The organism is Bradyrhizobium sp. 45 (assembly GCF_023073155.1).
GTDB lineage: Bacteria > Pseudomonadota > Alphaproteobacteria > Rhizobiales > Xanthobacteraceae > Bradyrhizobium > Bradyrhizobium canariense_D.
This window is the reverse complement of the sequence record NZ_JADPIX010000055.1, coordinates 39,659-57,506: the sequence shown is the minus strand read 5'-3', so window position 1 is coordinate 57,506 and position 17,848 is coordinate 39,659. Positions and strand designations below refer to the sequence as shown.

Below are 17,848 nucleotides of genomic sequence, written 5' to 3'. Positions count from 1 at the left end.
CGTGGGATGCAAGATGCGGCAAAACCGACAAGACCACGTTACCAGTGAGGGTTAGGAAAACATGAATCGGAATGGAATCAGAGGGTTGGTTCCATCGCTTGTCTGAAGGTGCGGGGCCATGGTTCCCTCAGCGTCGGATTTCCCATCGCAACGCTTCCGCATTGGTCTTGGCGAACATCGCCGGCACGTCGAAGGTCCCGGTCTTGAGATCATAGCGGCAGCGCCAGTCGGCCAATCCCTTCACGGCGACGTTCTTCGGGTGCTTGTCCATTTCGCCCGAGATCACAAGGTAACGGTTGTCCGGCCAGTGCACGCCAAGCCCGCGATAGGCCTCTTCGGTGCCTTTCACGAGATTGGCCGAGATGTGGTAGTCGAGCTTCATCTTCCCCGTGTCCGGCCGGCTGTGGAAATAGGCCCAGGCCAGATCGCTGAACGAGGTCTTCGTCACGCTGACGAAGGCGCCTTTGTCGACATGGTAGAGATAGAGGTCCTGCTCGCCGGAGCCGGTCTTCTGCATCCGCACCAGCCATTGCGAGTCGGGGGTGAAGCGGAAGCCGGCGCCGTAGCCCTGCTCGGGCTTCAGCTCCGTCATCTGGTCGCCACGCCTCGCCCAGGCCTGCCATTTGACGTCGAAATCTCCGCTGTCCTTCATGTACTGCTCGATCTTGGTGGCTTTGTCGGGCGAGGTGAAGGCTAGATCGGCATCGTCAGTGAGAGCGAAGCCAGACGGCGGGCCGGAAGCGGCGAGCGCCGGAGTTGCGGCCAGGATGAGGGCAACCACCAGCCATTGTGCGGGACGGCAAAATGCGGTCACGGAAAAAATTCCTCAAGAAAAATGCCGCGATGCGGCCTCGATCATTTGACGCCGGCGGGGGTGCGCCGGTTCATCCCGGCGTGCCGGCGCATCATCCCATCGACCGTCTTGCTGCCGTGGCCAAAACGGCGCACCTTGCCGGCTCGATTGATTTGCTAGGTTCTTCCTGATCAAGGTTCGTTTCCGATGGTGACCGCGACCAAGGCCTTCATTGCATTCTGTCTGCTCGCGGTGGGCGGCACCGTGCTGGTGATCGGCCCCACCGAGCTGCGTCGCATGCTGCCGATCGGGGCCAAGACCGATTCCGTGGTCGCCGCCAAGCCGGAGGCCAAGGTCGAACAGAAGGTCGAACCCAAGCCGGAACTCAAGCCGGAACTCAAGCCGGAAGAGCCCAAGCTGGCCGCAAGCGCGCCGCCGGTGCCGGCCGCGTCCCCCGCTGAAACGAAGGCGGGTGCGCTGGCCGAGACGCAAAAGCAGGTCACGGCCGCGCTTGCCGATCTTGCACCGGTCAAGCCGCCGCCGGCGATTGCGGATACCGGCCCCCGCTTCGACGTTGCACGCGTCGACGATCACGGCGAGGCGGCGGTGATCGCGGGCCGGGCGACGCCGGGTGCCAAGGTCGAGCTGCTGCGCGACGGCAAGCCGATCGACACAGTCGTGGCGGATGCGTCGGGCCAATTCGTGATGACGCCGCCGCAGCTTCCCGCCGGTTCCTACGAGCTGACCTTGCGGGCGAAATCGCCTGACGGCACCGTCACGCAATCCGGCCGCAGCATGCCGGTCGTCATCGCCGAAGCCGCACCGCCGCCCGCTCGCCCTGCACCGGTCGCGCGGCAAGAGGCGAAACAAGAGGCGAAGGCCGAGAAGCCCGACGACAAGTCGGATGTCGTGGCATCGGTGTCGGACAGGCCCGCAGCCCGGCCGAGATTGATGGGCGCACCGAAACCGAAGGGCGGATCGGGGGTCATGGCGCGGGCGCCCGCGGCCACGACCGTTGCATCGGCCTCGCCGGCGGACGCCGTCAGCGGAGCAGCGGCGGAAACAGGCGGCAGCCGGGTGATCTCTCGCGGCGACAGCCTGTGGGCGCTCAGCCGGCTCGCTTACGGCGACGGCGCCCGCTTTGCGGTGATCTACAACGCCAACCGCGCCAAGATCCACAATCCCAATTTGATCTATCCCGGCCAAACCTTCGTGCTGCCGCAAAAGGCGGAGTAACACCGCATCGGCTCTGCCGGGGCGCGTTGCGACGCTTTGCCCTGTACGCTTCCGGAACATTTGGTTCCCTCGCGCGTCATGGTGATGCGACGCGATGTGCGCTTGGCGCCGGAGGAGGGCCAAGGTGGACAGGTCAGTGGTCATGTCGAGATCACGCTTGGCACTCAGGCCAAGGCTGGGGCTGGCGCTATCAGGCGTAACCCTCGTGATTCTGGCCGTGCTGTTGCCAGGTCGCGCCGAGGCGCAGTTCGGCTTCCGCGGCGGCCCGCTCGGTGTTGCGCGCTTTGCCGTCGGCCACATGATCGGCATGTCTCGCTTGCGCCATGCCCGCATGGCGGTGCGGGGCAGCCGATACCGCTCCGCAGCGTTGAGGTCGCAAGATCCTCGCGGCGCAGAGCGCGGCCAGCCTGCGAATCCATACGTGCTCCGTGCGGCGATGACCGCGCAAGCTGCGCTGTCGGGCTGGCGTGGCGGCCGTCGTCCGCAGGGCTGGTGGCGCCATCCCGACGGCAGCTACGGCTGGGTCGGCCCGGTGTTCTGGCCATTCGCGCATGACGATCTCACCACCGCGATCATCCTCGGCGATACGACCAGCCTCTCGCTCTACGGCTATGGCGACATCTATGCCGCGATCTTCGCGCCCTATGCGGCCACCGAGCTTGCGGCCTACACCACGCCGCAGGGCCGGCGCGGACGGCGGGTCCCGACCGCAGAGACTGTCTGCGATGCCAGCGACACCGGCGGCCTGCCGGTCGATCGCATCGCCGCTGCCGTGCAGCCGAATGAATTGCAGCGCACAGCGCTCGACGAGCTCGCCACCGCGTGGGCATCCGCGCGCGACACCATCCGCGCCGCCTGTCCGACGCAGGTCCCCGCGATGGCCATCGAGCGCCTCGGCCTGATGCGCGAGCGCATCGAGGCCATGATCAAGGCAACGGACGCCGTCGCACCTTCGCTCGCAAAATTCCTCGACCTCCTCGACGACGACCAGAAGGCCAAGCTCGATGGCCTGGCCAAGGAGCGCCGCGCCGCGCTCGCGTCGATCCAGCAAAAGAATCCCGAGGCGGCGTCGGCCTGCCAGGCGGACAGCGATCCCCGCTACGACGAGAAGCTGCAGCGCCAATACGAGCAGCTCGTGCAGCAGCAATGGCCCGCGGCCGAGATCGCCTCCACGCTCAAGCTCGACGACACCGCCCGCGCCCGCCTCGACGTGCTCCAGGACACCACACTGCGCACCATGGAAACGCTCAGCGCCTGTCCGTCACAGGCCCCACCGACACCACAGGCACGCCTCACCGCCGTGAAGGCGCGGCTGCAGACGATGCTGCAAGCGGTGAACGGCGTCAGTGACGCGCTCGACGATTTCGAAGCTGACTTAAGCGACGAGCAGAAGGCCGGCTTCGAGGCGATCGGGCCGAAGCGCGGGGTGTGATCAACCGCACCGCCTCCAGCCAATTCCGTGCCCGCGTAAGTCATTGATCTTGCAGGCCCCTGCTACTGTGCATGGGGTTGTTTTCGCAGTTTTTTGTTGTGGCTACCCTCTTCGCCTTGCCGCGGCGGCATCCACCACGCTCTCCACCTCCTCGCGCCACGACAGGATCTCCATCGCGAGCACGGGGTGGTTGAAGCCCTTGAGCACGAGATCGTCGAGCGCGCGGGCTTCGACCCAGGGCTCGACCATGCCGTAGACGCGGCGGCTGACGACGACCTGGCCGGCCTTGGCTTCGTCGCAGAGGCGGGAGGAGAGATTGGTGACGCTGCCGATCGCGGCATATTCCAGCCGCTGCTCGAAGCCGATCTGGCCGAGCGTGGCGTAGCCCATGGCGACGCCGACGCCGAAGCCGAGCGAGTGGCCGCGGTTCTTCCATTTCTCGGTCAGCTTGCCGATCGTGTCGCGCATCTCGACCGCCATCTTCACGGCGCGCTTGGTATGGTCGGCGAACTGAATCGGCGCATTGAACAGGATCATCACGCCGTCGCCGGCAAAGCGGTCGAGCGTGCCTTCATAGCGGTGGATCAGCTCGCCGAGCGCGGCGTGATATTCGCGCAGCACGTTCATCGCCTCTTCCGGCTCGGTCGCCTCGGTGAACGAGGTGAAGCCGCGCAAATCGCAGAACACGACGGTGACCTCGCGGCGATGGCTGTCGAGCAGCGCATCGTGGCCGTCGGACGAGGCGATCAGTTGCGCGACTTGCGGCGCGAGGAAACGTTCGAGCCGCTTGATGCGGCCGATCTCCCCCAACTGCTTCTCGACCCGCTCTTCCAGCGAGCGATTCCAGTTGCGCAGCTGCTCGGTCTGCTCCTGGAGCTTTGCGGCCTGCTGCTGCACGGTTTCGTGCGCAGCCGCGAGTTCGCGGCCCTTGTGGTCGACCTCGGTGAACAGCCGCGCATTGCGCATCGCCAGCACGGCCTGGTTGGCGAACGTGCGCATCAGGCCGATGATGCTGGCGGCGAACTCGCCGCTGGCGCGGCGCAGCACCACCAGCGAGCCGAGCGTGCCCTGCTGGTCCACCAGCGGCACCACCAGCACCGAATGGAAGCCGGCCTCGACCGCGACGTCGCGCAGCGGCTGCTCGGAGGCCTGGTCGAGATCGGCGATCGCGATCGGTTCGCCGCTCCCGGCCGCATCGCTCAGGATATCCTGGCCTTCGTCGATGGTGACATGGGCGCCGTCGGCGGATTTGTCGATGCCGTTGGCCTCGACCAGATTGAAGCGGCGCATCTCAGCGTCATAGCCGTAGATCAGCACCGCATCGGCATGGGTGATCTCGATCGCGCGCGCCGCGATCGTCGGCAGCACGGCGTTGAGATCGAGCGAGGCGGCGACCGCGCGGCCGACCTCTTCCAGCACCTTGAGCTCGTTGATCGACTGCGCGAGATCGCGGGTGCGCTCCTCGACCTTGGTCTCCAGGTCCGAATAGGTCTCCTGGATCTGGTCGGCCATGCGGTTGAACTGGCCGGCGAGATCTTCCAGCTCGTCCGCGGTGTGCACCTCGATGCGATGGCTGAAATCGCCTTCGCCGAGCTTGTGCGCGCCGTCGCGCAGCGCCGTGATCGGAATGATCATGCGGCGCGCCAGAAGCGTGCCGGCAAGGATTGCGACCAGCAGGCCCATGCCGATCAAAAGCGCAATGCGCACCAGCTGGTCGCGGATCGGCATCAAGGCCTGCGTGGCCGGCTGCTCGAACATCACGCTCCAGCCGAGCTTCGGCACGGTGCTCGCGGCGCTCATCACCGCATGGCCGTTGAAGTCGGTGCCCGAATTGTCGGGCTCGTGGCCCGGTGCGACCGCGGCCGCAACCTGCGGCAGCTTCGACAAATCCTTACCGATCTCGGGGCCTTTCGAGGACGTCGCCAGCACGCGGCCGCGCGGATCAACCACATAGGCGAAGGCGGCTTTGCCGACCTGGGCGTCGATGAGGTACTCGGAGAGAAAGCTGAGGTCGAGCTCGGCCACGGTGACGCCGGCGTTGAAACCGGAATGCGCCACCGAGATCGACATGAACGGCGTCCGGTCGGAGAACCAGGCCGGCGCGTAGCTGACGCCGCGGGCGACGGTGTCGGTGAAGCGCATGTCGCGGGAGAGGTCGGCATTGCTGCCGGTCGTGGTCGACTGGCGCGAGACGCGCAGCACCTCGCGGCCGTCGCCGTTGAGCTGGAACAGCTGAGTGACGACCGAGACCTGGTGCAGCAGTTGGGCGTAGTCGGCGCGGCGCTTCTCGAGTGTGTCCTGGCTCGCCCGCGTCACCCAGCTGATCTGGCGCTCGAGTTCCGAGATCGACTGCTCGATCCGCCGCGCGGCAGCCTGCGCCTTGTCCTCGAGACCGTCGGTCAGCTGTGTCTTGGTGGCGCGGTAGGAGATCCAGCTCTCCATCGCGCCGTTGACGGCAAGCACGAACACGACGAGGCCGACGAGAGAGACGACGTATTTGGCGAACAGGCCCTCGCGCAGAAAGCGTGTCTTGTCGTTCGCTCCTGCCATCCCGATCCTCTCGCGCCGCCATCGGCGCCGGCGCTACGGGCCGCACGGACCCTGCGAGCCTTCTAGCACAATTTGGTCCCAGGGGACTGTGAAGGGACTGGTCAAGGGACGGCCGAGCACCCGGCGTGGTTACCGGCCTCGGTTACTCCCTTGGATGCTGGCAGGCGGAAGCATGGTGAATTGTCGCAGTCTCATCCGTTTGGAGGAAGCCGCGGCCGGGGACGCCGATGTAAGGGGATCGCCTTGGCAAGGGAGGGCTGGAGTCCAGCGCTTTGGTCCTGCAATCATCGATTAAAGAGCTGCCGCAGCACGTCGTTCATCGGCTGGCTGTCCTGCTGCGCCGCCGGCGGGTCCTCCAGGGCGGGGGACGCCGGCGAGGCTTGCGGCATCAGTGCGGATGGCGCTGCAGGCAGGCTGCGGCTGCGGCCGGTGGCAGTCCCGGTCCCGGTGCCGTTTCCCGCGCCACCGGAAAGTCCCTGCTGGATCAGATTGCCGAGCGCCTCCCCCAGGGGGCCGCCGAGCAAATTGTTCTGTCCGGCGGGCTGCTGGCTTTGCGGATTGGCAGTGCCGGCGGCATTACCGCCACCCGGCGCGGTGGCTCCCCCGAGACCAAGGCTGCCCAAAATATTGCCGAGCCCGGCCCCATCAGCGCCGAACAGCCCCCTGCCCATCTCGCGCAGCTTGGCATAGGCGGCGTCCGGATTGTCCAGCATGCCGGCCATGTCGGGATAGATTCGCGGCTGCGACCAGGTGCCCTGGATCATCACGGGAATGCCGAAGCCGACCGGCTCGGCGGCGCGGCCCTGGCCTTCGGTCGTCATCACCAGTTTCGGCTCGACGCGAAAGCCCATCATCTTGGTGTCGAGTGCGATCGTGCCGGCACCGGTCACGCGGACGAGCGGTCCGGTCAAGTTGAGATCGGTGGTCACCGCCTGGCCCTTGTCGATCCGGAACGACGCCGAGAGCTGCGACAAATCCGTGCTCTGCTCCCGACTGCTGTCTCCGTTTTCCTGCCAGCCGGACAGCGTGCCCGATGTCAGCGAGCGGATCATCTGTGCGACGTTGATGCCGCGAATGGCGCCGTCCTGGAAATTGACGAAGGCCGTGCCCTGCATGTTCGCCATCAGCGCGCGCTGGCTGCTGCCGGCGCTGCGCAGCGCGAGCTTGGCCTGCAGCTTGCCGTCGATCCGGTCGAATTCGGCGAGGCCCTGCAGCAGCGGCAGCGCGCGCACGCCGGCGAGGTCGGAATGCATGGCAAAGCTCGGCGCGCCGCTGGTCGCATCCAGGATCAATTCGCCCGTAACCTGGCCGCCATAGGCGCCGAGATTGGCGGTGCCGGCCTTCAGCACGCCGCCGGCGAGTTTTGCATCGACCGCCAGCGGCGCGAGGCGTGCCTCGCCGATCACCGCCTCATGCGCGGAGATCCTGATCTGCGCATCGACATAGTTGAGCCCGGAGACGTCGATCGGCGCATCGCTCCAGGGCTGCCCGGACGCGCCTTCCGGCGATTTCGCCAGCGGGATCGCGAGCCGCTGGAAGTCGAGATCGAGCTTGACGAGAGGCTTGCTCGCGATATCGACCGAGGCCCAGCCATTGAACGCGCCATCGCCGAGCGTGCCATTCAGGCCGTTGATCATCACGACATCGCCGCTCAGCCGCATCTCGGCATGGCCCGCGAGCCGGGACTTCAGCACGTCCGGCATGTCGATGGCGAAATCCACCGGAATGGTCGGTCGGTCGGCCGGCGGCGCTGGCGTGGTCGCCTTGATGTCGAATTTGGTCGGATGCTCGCCGACCCGTGCGGTGCCGGTGATGTTGAACTTGCGGTCGCGGCCGACGATCGCATCGGCATTGACGGCGCTGATGCGGCTCTCGACGCGATCGCGCACGCGCGCGAATGCGATCTCGCCATCGGTGACCTTGATGCGATCGATGGCGGCGCCGTCGAGATCGAGCGCGACCGGCTTCGACGTGCCGCCGGCATTCGGCAGGCGCTCACGCAGCAGCGGCTGGTAGAGCACGGGATGGGTGACGACGAGCTCGCTGATCTTCGGGCGGCCCGACCAGACGCTTGAGAGCGACATGTCGGCCCGCACGCTGTCGATGGACAGGCGCGTGATGCCGCTGCGGTCCTTGGGGTCGGCAAGCGTGAGGTCGTTCAGCGTCACGTTCAGCGTCGGCCACAAACTGATTCTAGTGGTGCCGTCGACCGACAGGCGATAGCCGGTCGCGCTCTCGACACGCGAGGCAATCGTCGAACTCAGGAAGCCCGAGGGGATCCCGACCACCAGCAGGAGTGCGATCACGATGACGATTGCGGCCACCGCCGCGCCGGCGAATTTCACGGCTCTCATATCGACTTTCCAGCGGCGGACGATCGGCGTCGAATCCGGCACATGACCGTCATTTGCACCCGTCCTTGGCTCCTGAGTTTATCCCGGGACGGGAAGCGGCTCCAAGCACGTAAAAATAGTCTGGGGGTGCTGCAAAGTTATGTGACTTATGGCACACTTCCCGGGCGCGGTTTTACGCGATCTTGATGTTGATGGTTCCAAGCGATTTGCCAACGAAATTCACAAGGATATTGAAATGAGCAAGCAGGCCGAATTTGCGGTCATCCTCAAGATGAATGCGATGTTCGCCGATCTCGGCGCAGACGAACTCCAGCGGCTGGCGAATCTCTGCCACACCCAGCATCTGGGGAATGGCGAGGTGCTGTTCCAGAAGGGCGACCCAGGCGATGCGCTGTTCGGCGTGCGCCGAGGCCAGGTCCGTATCGAGACCGGCGCCTCCGACGGCAGCCGCCTGACGCTGAACTTCATGGGGCCCGGCGACCTGTTCGGCGAGGTTGCGGTGCTGGATGGCCAGAGCCGCACTGCGGACGCCACCGCGGGCGAAGCCAGCGAGCTGTTCGTGCTGCGGCGCGAAGACTTTCTCGCCTTCCTCGAACGCGAGCCGAAAGTCGGGATCAAGATCATCGCGCTGCTCTGCCAGCGCATCCGCTGGCAGAGCGAGCGCATGGAAGAGTCCATGCTCCAGCCGCTGCCGGTTCGCCTCGCGCGGCGCCTCTGCGCGCTCGCCGCCGATTTCGGCTCGGAGGTGCACATCTCGCAGGAGCAACTCGGCGTCTTCGTCGGCGCCGCCCGCGAGAGCGTCAACCGCCAGCTTCAGGCCTGGCGCAAGGAAGCGATCCTCGATCTCCAGCGCGGCCGCATCCTGCTGCGGAACATGACCAAGCTGACGGCGATCGCGCGCAACGAGTAGGGGGGCCGTTAGGCTGGGTCGCTATCGGGGCGAAGGAGTTCGTCAGAAGAGTCTCAACTCGCGACCCACGCTTTAACGACCTCGATCGGCACAGCACGACCGGTACGTCTGAATGCCTGGTAGCGAAGACGATCCTCCGCTATGTCGGGTTCTCGGATGGCCCTCGCTGAACTGCCTCGTGTGCTTGACGCTGGTGCACATCTACTCCGCCGCAGGGTGCACGATGTTCTTCGGCCGCGGCCTCGCTTCGGCCGGCGCAGCTCCGTGATGACTTGCGCCCTCCGCATCTTCGCTGTGCACGACCAGCCGCTTGGCGAAGCGCCAGATCAGGGCGCCGAGATCGTCCATCACCATGAACATCGCGGGCACGAACACCAGCGACAGGATGGTCGAGAAGATCAGGCCACCGATCACCGCGAGCGCCATCGGCGAGCGGAACTCGCCGCCCGCGCCGACCGCGAGCGCGCTGGGCATCATGCCCGCGGCCATCGCGATCGTGGTCATCACGATCGGGCGAGCGCGTTTCATGCCTGCGTCGATCATGGCTTCTTCGCGCGGTGTGCCGGCGTGAATGGATTCGATGGCGAATTCCACCAGCATGATCGCGTTCTTGGTGACGATACCCATCAGCATCAGGATGCCGATCCACACCGGTGTCGTGAGCTGCTTGCCGGTGATCAGCAGGGCCGCGATCGCGCCGCCGATCGAGAGCGGCAGCGAGAACAGAATGGTGATCGGCTGCAGGAAGGTGCCGAACAGCAGCACCAGAACGGCGTAGACCATCATCAGGCCCGCCGTGATCGCGGTGGCAAAGCCTTCGGACAGTTCGTTCAGGCTTTCGGCGTCGCCGGAGGGGGAGACCTTCACGCCCTTCGGTCGGCTCTTCATGACCGGCAGATCGTAGATCTTCTTGGTGGCGTCGCCGAGCGCGGCGGAGCCGACGAGATCGGCCGCGACGGTCGCCTGTCGCTCGCGATCGTAACGGTTGATGCTGGTCGGACCCTGGTCGAGCTTGACGTCGGCGATGACGGACAGCGGCACGCCGCCCTTCTCGCCGTGCTCGCCGAGCGGCACGCGCAACTGTTCGAGCGTCTTCAGATTGCCGCGCGCGGCATCCTCGAGCTGCACTCGGATCGGCACCAGACGGTCGCCAACGTCGAACTTGGCAAGCGCGGGGCCGACGTCGCCGATGGTGGCGACGCGGATGGTCTGCGATAGGCTTTCGGTCGAGACGCCGAGCCGTGCGGCGAGATCGGCGCGCGGTTCGACGCGCAGCTCGGGCCGCTCCAGCGTGGTTTCCGAGATCACGTTGGAGATGGTGGGAATCCGCTTCATCTGCGTCGCGAGTTCGCTGGCGACGTTGTTGACGATGTTGGCGTCTGCGCCGGTCACGACCAGCGAGATGGCGCGCAGGCCGTTCTCGTCGAGGAACCAGAAGCGGATGTCTGGAATGTTCTCCAGCTCCTGGCTGATCGAGAATTCGAGCTCGCGCTGGGTGATGTCGCGGCTGTCCTTGGGCGTGTAATTGATGATCAAGGCGGCGCGCCGGACTTCCTGGGTCCCCGGTGGAACGCGGCCGCCGTCGACGAAGATGCTCTTCACCTCGGGCCGCTTGCGCAGGCGCGCCACGATGTCTTCGGTGACTTTTTCGGTGTAGGCGAGCTGCGTGCCCGGCGGCAGCTCGAGCGCAACCAACGAGCGCGAGCTGTCCTGCGCCGGCAGGAAACCCTGCGGCAGCAGCGTAATGCTCCAGATCGAGGCGGCGAAGACGCCGAAGCCGACCAGCACCGTAATGAAATAGTGCTTCACCGACCAGGCCACGAGCCTGTGATAGGACCGCAGCACGCGGCCGGGCGGCGGCTCTTGGTGATTGCTATGTTTGAGGAAGTAGGCGGCGAGCACCGGCGTGACGAAGCGCGCCGCGAGCAGCGAGAAGAACACCTGTACCGAGACGGTGATGCCGAACTGCTTGAAGAACTGTCCGGCGATGCCCGACATGAAGCTCGCGGGCGCGAAGATTGCGATGATCGTCAGCGAGATCGCGATCACCGCGAGGCCGATCTCGTCGGCGGCTTCCAGGGCGGCACGATAGGGCGACTTGCCCATGTTCATGTGCCTGACGATGTTCTCGATCTCGACGATGGCGTCGTCGACCAGAATACCCGTCGACAGCGTGATGGCGAGGAAGCTGACGAGGTTGAGCGAGAAGCCGAGCAGGTCCATCGCCCAGAATGCCGGGAAGATCGACAACGGCAGCGAGATCGCGGCGATGGTGGTGGCGCGCAGGTCGCGCAGGAACAACAGCACGATGACGACGGCGAGGATGGCGCCTTCGAACAGGGTCGAGATCGCCGCGTGGTAATTGCCATTGGTATATTCGACCGAGGTGTCGATCACCTTCAGGTCGACGTCGGGATAAGTGGCCTTGAGCGTGTCGATGCGCTTCTGCACGGCCTCGGCGACCTTCACGTCGCTGGCACCCTTGGAGCGCTTGATGCCGAGCGCGACGATCGGCTCGCCGTTGAAGCGGGCGAAGGTACGGCGGTCTGCGATGGTGTCGGTGACGGTGCCGAGATCGTCGAGCCGGACCTCGCCGCCGCCGAACAGCGGAATCATGGTGCCGGCGAGATCGCTCAGCGTCTTGGCGCCGGCGAGGGTGCGGATCGCCTGGTCGTTCTTGCCGATCTCGGCGCGGCCGCCGGCGACGTCGACATTGGTGCCGCGCAGGCTCTGGCTGACGTTGACGGCCGTCAGCCCCATCGACTGCAGGCGGTCGGGATCGAGCGAGACCAGGATCTCGCGCTCGACACCGCCGATGCGCTCGACCTGGGCGACGCCGCGCACGCCTTGCAGCGCGCGCTTGACCACGTCGTCGACGAAATAGGAGAGCTGCTCCGGCGTCTTGCCGGGCGAGATCGCGGCATAGGTGACGATCGGCAGGCCGATGACATCGACGCGCTGGATCAGCGGCTCGGTGACGTTCTGCGGCAGGTTCGAGCGCACGCGCGTCACCGCGTCCTTGACGTCGTTGAGCGCGCGGTCGGTGTTGGTTTCCAGCGCGAACTGGATTGTCGTCACCGACAGGCCGTCGGTGATCTGCGAGGTGATGTGCCTGACCCCTTCGACACCGGAGACGGCGTCTTCAACCGTCTTGGTGACCTGGGATTCGAGCTCGGCGGGTGCCGCGCCGAACTGCGATACCGCGACCGAGATCACGGGAATGTCGGCCGAGGGTAGCCGCGTCACCGCGAGCTTGGTGAAGGACACCCAGCCGAGGATCAGGAGGATGATGGAAAATACGACCGACGGCAGCGGATTGCGGATCGACCATGCCGAGATATTGAGAGCCATCAGCGTACCCGCGTGCGATCGAGTTCATCAGCGAACATGGTCTTGATCTGGTCGCCGTCATGCAGCGAAGAGCCGGCGTCGGCGACGACGATCTCGCCGACATTGAGGCCTTCCAGGATTTCCGTCGCGCTGTCCGAAGACAGCCCGACCCGTACCTTGCGCGTCTCGACAATGTTGCTCTTGACGACCTGCACGGTGAGATGGTCGATCGCGGTCTTGGGAACCGCGACGCCGCAGCTTCGCTTGGCGTCGATCGAGGCGCGGGCGAACACGCCGACTTTCAGCGAGGGATTGTTGGTGACGCTGATGCGCACGCGGCCGAGCTGGGTGGCGCGATCGATTTCGGGCGCGACTAGCCTGACCCGCCCGATCAAATCGGGCGCGTCGTCGCGGCTGATGCGCACGGTCGCGCCGGAGCTGAGCTTGGCCATGTGCACCGCGGGCACCTGCGCGTCCAGTTCGATCTCGTTGTTGACGGCGATACGGAACATCGGGCCGGCCTGCGGCGAGGCCGGCGCGCCGACGATGGTGCGGACCTCGGTGACGAGGCCCGGCGCAGAGGCCTTCAGCGAGACCGGACCTTGCGGGCCGGGCCGCGGCGGCTGGCCCGGAATCTGGGGCGGTGCGGTCAGGCGCGCCAGCTCCTGATTGTCGGTGACGAGGGTGCCTTCGGTGACGAAGAGGTCGGTGACCCTGGATCCCTCCTGGTCGGCGACGACCACGGCTTCGCGGCGCGGCACGAAGAAGCCGGTCACCCGGACCAGGTCGGAGAAGCAGGCATTGGTCGACTTGGTCACGATGACCAGCGCCTCGCTCGGCGTTTCCTTGGGCTCGGCGCGGTGCCGGTGCTCGAACAGATAATAGCCGACGCCGAGCGCGACGACGAAGATCACCGTTCCGGCTGGCTTGAGATATTGGGAGAGGTTCATTGCCGGATCGTCCTGGCCTGGCTCACGGCCATCCGCGCGCGGCCCATGGAGAGCGTTTCCCTGAAATAAAGCAGCGTCCCGCAAGGCTGCGGGACGCGCGCTGGGAGCGAGACTTTACACCACATCACGACTTGTCACTTCAAAGGATTACGTCGTGGTCACTTCGATGCGGTAGTCTTGTTTTCCATGTTGACGACCTGCACGCGACGATTGACTTCCGCCATCGGCTGGGCCGGGTCCTTCAGCTTGCTCTTGCCGTAGCCGACCGTGACGAGGTCGGTCGCGGAGATGCTGTATTTGTCGACCAAATAGCGCTTGATCGAATCCGCGCGGCGCTCCGACAGATCCTGATTATAGCTCTCGCTTCCGGCGGCGTCAGTATGGCCGGCGACCACGAAGGTCGAGCCTTTCAGGTCGGGGCTGGTCAGCGCGCGGCCGAGCGCCTGGACCGAGGCAAGCGATTTGGCGCTGATATTGGCCGAGTTGTAGTCGAACGTGATTTCCAGATCGATGTTCGGCTTGTCCTTGGCCGCCGACGCGATTTCTTCACGCTCGGTCGACGACAGCGACCGTGTCGAGCGGCCGCGCACGGACTGGATCAGCTTGGTCTCCGTGGCACTCGGTGCGGGATCGGCCTGCGGAGCGATCGAGAGGCCGCGGGTCAGCGGCTTCTTCGGCGGCGGCGCCAGCGCGCGGACGATCTCGTCCTCGGTGACGTTCTTGCTGTTGCCGTCGTCGGCTGCGAATGCCAGCGGGATCGTCAGCGACAGCGCGGCGCCGACGGTGATGATGGACAGGATTGCGGTAAGTCCCTTTGCAGCCAATCTCATAGCCAGTCCCTCCTGCGCAGCCAGCTGGTGCGGTTCGAAAATCCTGCAATAAGCCTCCCGAAAGGACGGCCTGCGGCATCCGTTCGATTAGTCTTCGCCGGGCCGTCGCGGGTTCGAGGCACATCGGCCCCGATTCAAAAAAATATCAACGCACTCCGTAGCTTGCGAATTCCTGAACAATGTTCGGGTCCATCGCCTTGGCATTGGCGATGTCGAGCGCGCCCTCTTGGGCCGAGCCGTTGCGCTGCTTGGCGATCCCGCGTCCGAACAGCGAGGAGGTCAAGCGCGGATTGATCCTCAGGGCGGCCTCGAAATCGGCGATGGCGTTCTTGACCGCCCCCGATTTCAGATTGACGAGCCCCCGGCTGTCCAGCGCGTCGACGAAGTTCGGTCGCAGCCGCAGGGCCTCGTTGCAATCCTTCAGCGCGCCCTGGAGGTCGCCGACCACGGTGCGGGTCCAGCAGCGATTGTTCAGCGCCTCGACGTCCTTCGGGTTGATCCGGAGCGTCTCGTCAAAATCCTTGATGGCCAGGCTGTAGGCGCCCTTGCTGGCATAGACCTGACCGCGCCGGTAAAGCGCGTTCACGTCATCCGGATTGGCCGCGATCTTGGCGGTCAGCCCCTTGATGGTGGGGTCCTCGGCCAGGGCGGCCGCACTCGGCCCGCTCTCCATGGTCGGAGCGGTGGCGGGATCGGCCGGAATCACAGGCGGAGGCGGCGGCGGTGCCGGCGGCAAGGCAGCCTCGACCTGCGGCTTCGGTGACGGAGCGGGCGCAGCCACCGTCTCGGCCGGTTTCGGCGGCGGAGGCGGTGAAGGTGCGGGTGGAGTCGGCGGCGGGTTGTTGGCGACGACCGGCGGCGGGGGAGGCGCAGGTGGCGGCGTGGTGGTCGGGCGCGACCCGCCGGCCCCTGGAATGAAGGAGAAATCCTCGGCCAGCGACGAGGATATCCACGGCACCTGCTCGCCCCGGGAGGCGCGGGTGACGCCCATCTTGGTGCGGTTCAGCGTCTCCTCGGCCATCAGGTCGGGGACGCGGATTTCCTTGAGGAGTTCCTGGACGAACAGGCTGTGCTCGCCGCCGGCGTCCGAGACCACCGAGGCCAGTGCCGCCGAATACATCACCAGCGTGCCGTTCGGCGCGATGACGGGCGTGAGGCCGGCCGAGAAGCTGCGGAACCGGCGCTCGAACGGGTTGCGCCTGGAGGCATCGACCAGCGCGATCTTGACGCCGGCGCCGCGGGTGTTGAGCTCGCCGAGCACGGTTTCGAGGCTGATGCCGTCGCGCCGCACGTCGGATTCGGTCCAGATCTGCGCATCGATCGGCAGCAAATAGCTCTGCCGCGCGGACTGGATGCCGAAGCCGCTGAAGAACACCAGTGCCACCGACCCCGGCTTGATCTTGCCGTAGAGCTTGTCGAAGGCGCGGCGCATGCCGTCGCCGGTCAGGTTCTCACCGATCTCGACGGAAAAGCCGTCGCGCTTGAGCTCGTCGGCGACGTCGCGCGCGTCGTTGAGCGGTTCCTTCAGGGGAGCGTCGGCGTCCGGATATTTGGCATTGCCGATGACCAGCGCAAAGCGATCGCCGGCCGCAAGTGACGGAGCGGTCGGGATGAGCGACACGAGCAAGGATAGAACGAAAAGCAGGCGAATTTTCATAATTAGCGCGATCCAGCCAAAAAGGCGCCGTTTCCAGCTTGCGCCGCGGCGACCTTAACTTACGCAATGTGCATTATCAAACCGGGGGAGGGGGGCGTCAACCGCTTGCGGATTCGGCGCTATCGCGACAATTGACCGCGACGCATGGGCATGTTGCGGGGGAATAAACGGGCGGTCATGATTGCACGCGATGCATTCTGGTTGTCATGCTGGTTGTCATTGCGGCTGCAAATTAGGGCAGCCATGGCGACAACAATGTGATTGGTCTCACATTGCGGACGGGCCTCCTTCAACCTGCGGTGTTTGACCTTTGCGGTGGACGATGGCTTGGTGCGGTCGATCGCCCCTGAAGGTGCATCCACAAAAAGAGCAAGATCAAACTATGGGAAACGCCTCCGAAATCTACGCACTGCGCTACGCGACGATGTCGCCGCGCACGCCCCACATGAACTTCCTCGCGCCCGACCCGCATGACAGCGCGGCGCAGGATCTCGACTATTTCGTCTGGCTGATCCGCGGCAACGGCCGCGACATCCTGGTCGATACCGGCTTCAATGCCGAGGAAGCGTCCGCGCGGGCGCGCAAGCTGACGCTCAATCCGGTCGACGCGCTGGAGCGCTTTGGTGTCGCGGCAGCGAGCATTCGCGACATCATCGTGACGCATCTGCATTACGACCATGCCGGCAATCTCGACCGCTTCCCGAACGCCCGCTTCCATCTCCAGGAGCGCGAGATGGCCTACGCGACGGGGCGCTGCATGTGCAACGGACTGCTGCGACATCCGTTCTCGGTCGAGCACGTCACCCAGATGGTCCGCCATGTCTATGGCGAGCGCGTCAATTTCTATTCCGGCGACGGCGAGGTCGCGCCCGGCGTCACCTTGCACCGCGTCGGCGGCCATTCCGACGGCTTGCAGGTGGTCAGAGTCGAGACCGCGCGCGGACCGGTGGTGCTGGCGTCCGATGCCGCGCATTATTACGCCAATCTCCAGCGCAGAAGCCCATTCCCGATCGTCTACAATGTCGGCGACATGGCGGTTGGCTGGGAGACCATCGAGCGCCTCGCCGGCCATCCTGACCGGTTCATTCCCGGCCATGATCCGATCGTGACGGAGATCTATCCGCGCGCCAGCGACAAGGTCGATGTCTGGGCGCTGCATTTGCCGCCGTCGCGATCATTTGCGAAGTGATCAATACGCCTGCTTGGCGTCGGCCTCTTCGCTGGTCTGGATCAAATCGAGGCTCTGTTCGATCTTGCCGAGCAGCGTCGATAGCTGTTTGCGCTCCTGCGCGGTGAGGCAGGCGAGGATCTCGTCTTCCCGCCGCAGCAATTGCGGAAACAGCTCCTCGTAGAGCGTGCGGCCTTTCCTGGTCAGTCGCAGACGGAATTCGCGGCGGTCGGCTTCGTTCTCGACGCGCTCGATCAAACCCTGATGCAGCAACATGGTCACCGCGCGGCTGATCGTGGATTTGTGCGTGCGGGTGCATTGCGCGACGTACTGCGCGCTGCAGGCATCGTTGCGGAAGCCGAGCGTCGCGATCACGCGCCAGGCGGGGATGTCGAGGCCGTGACGCTCCTGATATTCGACGGCGAGTGCGGAACTCACCTCCGCGGCGAGCCGGTTGAGGCGGAACGGCACGAACCTGAACAGGTCGAGCCGTGTTTTTGGCCGCGGTGAAGCCTCATCGGCCTCGCGTGTCTTCAGCGCGATGTCGCTGGATGTCCTCGCCAAGGAGAGCGCTCCGAATTCCAGTTGACGGCCGGCCGGCTCCGGTCCAAAATAGTTGCACGTGAGACTATTAGCAG

At 65.4% G+C, this 17,848-nt stretch carries 12 protein-coding genes; 4 read left to right on the top strand and 8 right to left on the bottom strand.

Annotation, left to right across the window (positions count from 1 at the left end):
- Positions 1 to 127: 127 nt before the first annotated feature.
- The gene (locus tag IVB42_RS09595; RefSeq protein ID WP_026233205.1) at positions 128 to 814 is read right to left on the bottom strand and encodes a hypothetical protein; all 687 of its coding nucleotides are present in this window, start codon (positions 812 to 814) and stop codon (positions 128 to 130) included.
- Positions 815 to 1,000: 186 nt separating this feature from the next.
- Between IVB42_RS09595 and IVB42_RS09590 the strand changes: the two genes are divergently transcribed.
- Together IVB42_RS09590 and IVB42_RS09585 are read left to right on the top strand one after the other, a co-directional pair.
- The gene (locus IVB42_RS09590) at positions 1,001 to 2,029 is read left to right on the top strand and encodes a LysM peptidoglycan-binding domain-containing protein (protein ID WP_018456601.1); all 1,029 of its coding nucleotides are present in this window, start codon (positions 1,001 to 1,003) and stop codon (positions 2,027 to 2,029) included.
- 142 nt (positions 2,030 to 2,171) lie between these two features.
- Positions 2,172 to 3,461, top strand: a complete 1,290-nt coding sequence (locus tag IVB42_RS09585) for a Spy/CpxP family protein refolding chaperone (protein WP_051113002.1) — start codon at positions 2,172 to 2,174, stop codon at positions 3,459 to 3,461.
- A 102-nt stretch (positions 3,462 to 3,563) separates the two neighbouring features.
- On the opposite strand, the gene IVB42_RS09580 is transcribed toward IVB42_RS09585, so the two are convergent.
- Together IVB42_RS09580 and IVB42_RS09575 are read right to left on the bottom strand one after the other, a co-directional pair.
- Positions 3,564 to 6,011, bottom strand: a complete 2,448-nt coding sequence (locus IVB42_RS09580; RefSeq protein WP_018456599.1) for an adenylate/guanylate cyclase domain-containing protein — start codon at positions 6,009 to 6,011, stop codon at positions 3,564 to 3,566.
- Positions 6,012 to 6,295: 284 nt separating this feature from the next.
- Positions 6,296 to 8,365 (bottom strand): AsmA family protein, encoded by a 2,070-nt coding sequence (locus IVB42_RS09575; RefSeq protein WP_026233203.1) that lies wholly within the window; start codon positions 8,363 to 8,365, stop codon positions 6,296 to 6,298.
- Between the two features lie 235 nt (positions 8,366 to 8,600).
- On the opposite strand from IVB42_RS09575, the gene IVB42_RS09570 reads away from it, so the two are divergent.
- Positions 8,601 to 9,275: a Crp/Fnr family transcriptional regulator gene (locus IVB42_RS09570; protein ID WP_018456597.1), complete on the top strand. Its 675-nt coding sequence runs from the start codon at positions 8,601 to 8,603 to the stop codon at positions 9,273 to 9,275.
- Positions 9,276 to 9,476: 201 nt separating this feature from the next.
- Here IVB42_RS09570 and IVB42_RS09565 read toward each other — a convergent pair whose 3' ends face one another.
- From IVB42_RS09565 to IVB42_RS09550, 4 genes are all read right to left on the bottom strand, one after another.
- Complete coding sequence (locus IVB42_RS09565) at positions 9,477 to 12,626, bottom strand: efflux RND transporter permease subunit (protein WP_247396965.1); 3,150 nt, start codon at positions 12,624 to 12,626, stop codon at positions 9,477 to 9,479.
- A complete protein-coding gene (locus IVB42_RS09560; RefSeq protein ID WP_018456595.1) occupies positions 12,626 to 13,555 on the bottom strand; it encodes an efflux RND transporter periplasmic adaptor subunit in 930 nt (309 codons plus the stop codon). Before IVB42_RS09560 ends, IVB42_RS09565 begins: the two co-directional genes overlap by 1 nt.
- Positions 13,556 to 13,713: 158 nt before the next feature.
- Positions 13,714 to 14,385, bottom strand: a complete 672-nt coding sequence (locus tag IVB42_RS09555) for an OmpA family protein (RefSeq protein WP_026233202.1) — start codon at positions 14,383 to 14,385, stop codon at positions 13,714 to 13,716.
- A 145-nt stretch (positions 14,386 to 14,530) separates the two neighbouring features.
- A complete protein-coding gene (locus IVB42_RS09550; RefSeq protein ID WP_018456593.1) occupies positions 14,531 to 16,042 on the bottom strand; it encodes a caspase family protein in 1,512 nt (503 codons plus the stop codon).
- A 382-nt stretch (positions 16,043 to 16,424) separates the two neighbouring features.
- Here IVB42_RS09550 and IVB42_RS09545 point away from each other — a divergent pair, with 382 nt between their 5' ends.
- Complete coding sequence (locus tag IVB42_RS09545; protein WP_018456592.1) at positions 16,425 to 17,231, top strand: N-acyl homoserine lactonase family protein; 807 nt, start codon at positions 16,425 to 16,427, stop codon at positions 17,229 to 17,231.
- Here the strand turns inward: IVB42_RS09545 and IVB42_RS09540 are convergent, their stop codons facing one another.
- Positions 17,232 to 17,774 carry a MarR family transcriptional regulator gene (locus tag IVB42_RS09540; protein WP_018456591.1) on the bottom strand — a complete coding sequence of 181 codons (543 nt, stop codon included), beginning with the start codon at positions 17,772 to 17,774 and terminating at the stop codon, positions 17,232 to 17,234.
- Between the last annotated feature and the right edge of the window lie 74 nt (positions 17,775 to 17,848).

Bases quoted from the DNA above. Each gene is read 5' to 3' on its own strand.
- IVB42_RS09590 (WP_018456601.1), top strand. From the start codon at position 1,001: ATGGTGACCGCGACCAAGGCCTTCATTGCATTCTGTCTGCTCGCGGTG.
- IVB42_RS09585 (WP_051113002.1), top strand. From the start codon at position 2,172: ATGTCGAGATCACGCTTGGCACTCAGGCCAAGGCTGGGGCTGGCGCTA.
- IVB42_RS09580 (WP_018456599.1), bottom strand. From the start codon at position 6,011: ATGGCAGGAGCGAACGACAAGACACGCTTTCTGCGCGAGGGCCTGTTC.
- IVB42_RS09575 (WP_026233203.1), bottom strand. From the start codon at position 8,365: ATGAGAGCCGTGAAATTCGCCGGCGCGGCGGTGGCCGCAATCGTCATC.
- IVB42_RS09570 (WP_018456597.1), top strand. From the start codon at position 8,601: ATGAGCAAGCAGGCCGAATTTGCGGTCATCCTCAAGATGAATGCGATG.
- IVB42_RS09565 (WP_247396965.1), bottom strand. From the start codon at position 12,626: ATGGCTCTCAATATCTCGGCATGGTCGATCCGCAATCCGCTGCCGTCG.
- IVB42_RS09560 (WP_018456595.1), bottom strand. From the start codon at position 13,555: ATGAACCTCTCCCAATATCTCAAGCCAGCCGGAACGGTGATCTTCGTC.
- IVB42_RS09555 (WP_026233202.1), bottom strand. From the start codon at position 14,385: ATGAGATTGGCTGCAAAGGGACTTACCGCAATCCTGTCCATCATCACC.
- IVB42_RS09550 (WP_018456593.1), bottom strand. From the start codon at position 16,042: ATGAAAATTCGCCTGCTTTTCGTTCTATCCTTGCTCGTGTCGCTCATC.
- IVB42_RS09545 (WP_018456592.1), top strand. From the start codon at position 16,425: ATGGGAAACGCCTCCGAAATCTACGCACTGCGCTACGCGACGATGTCG.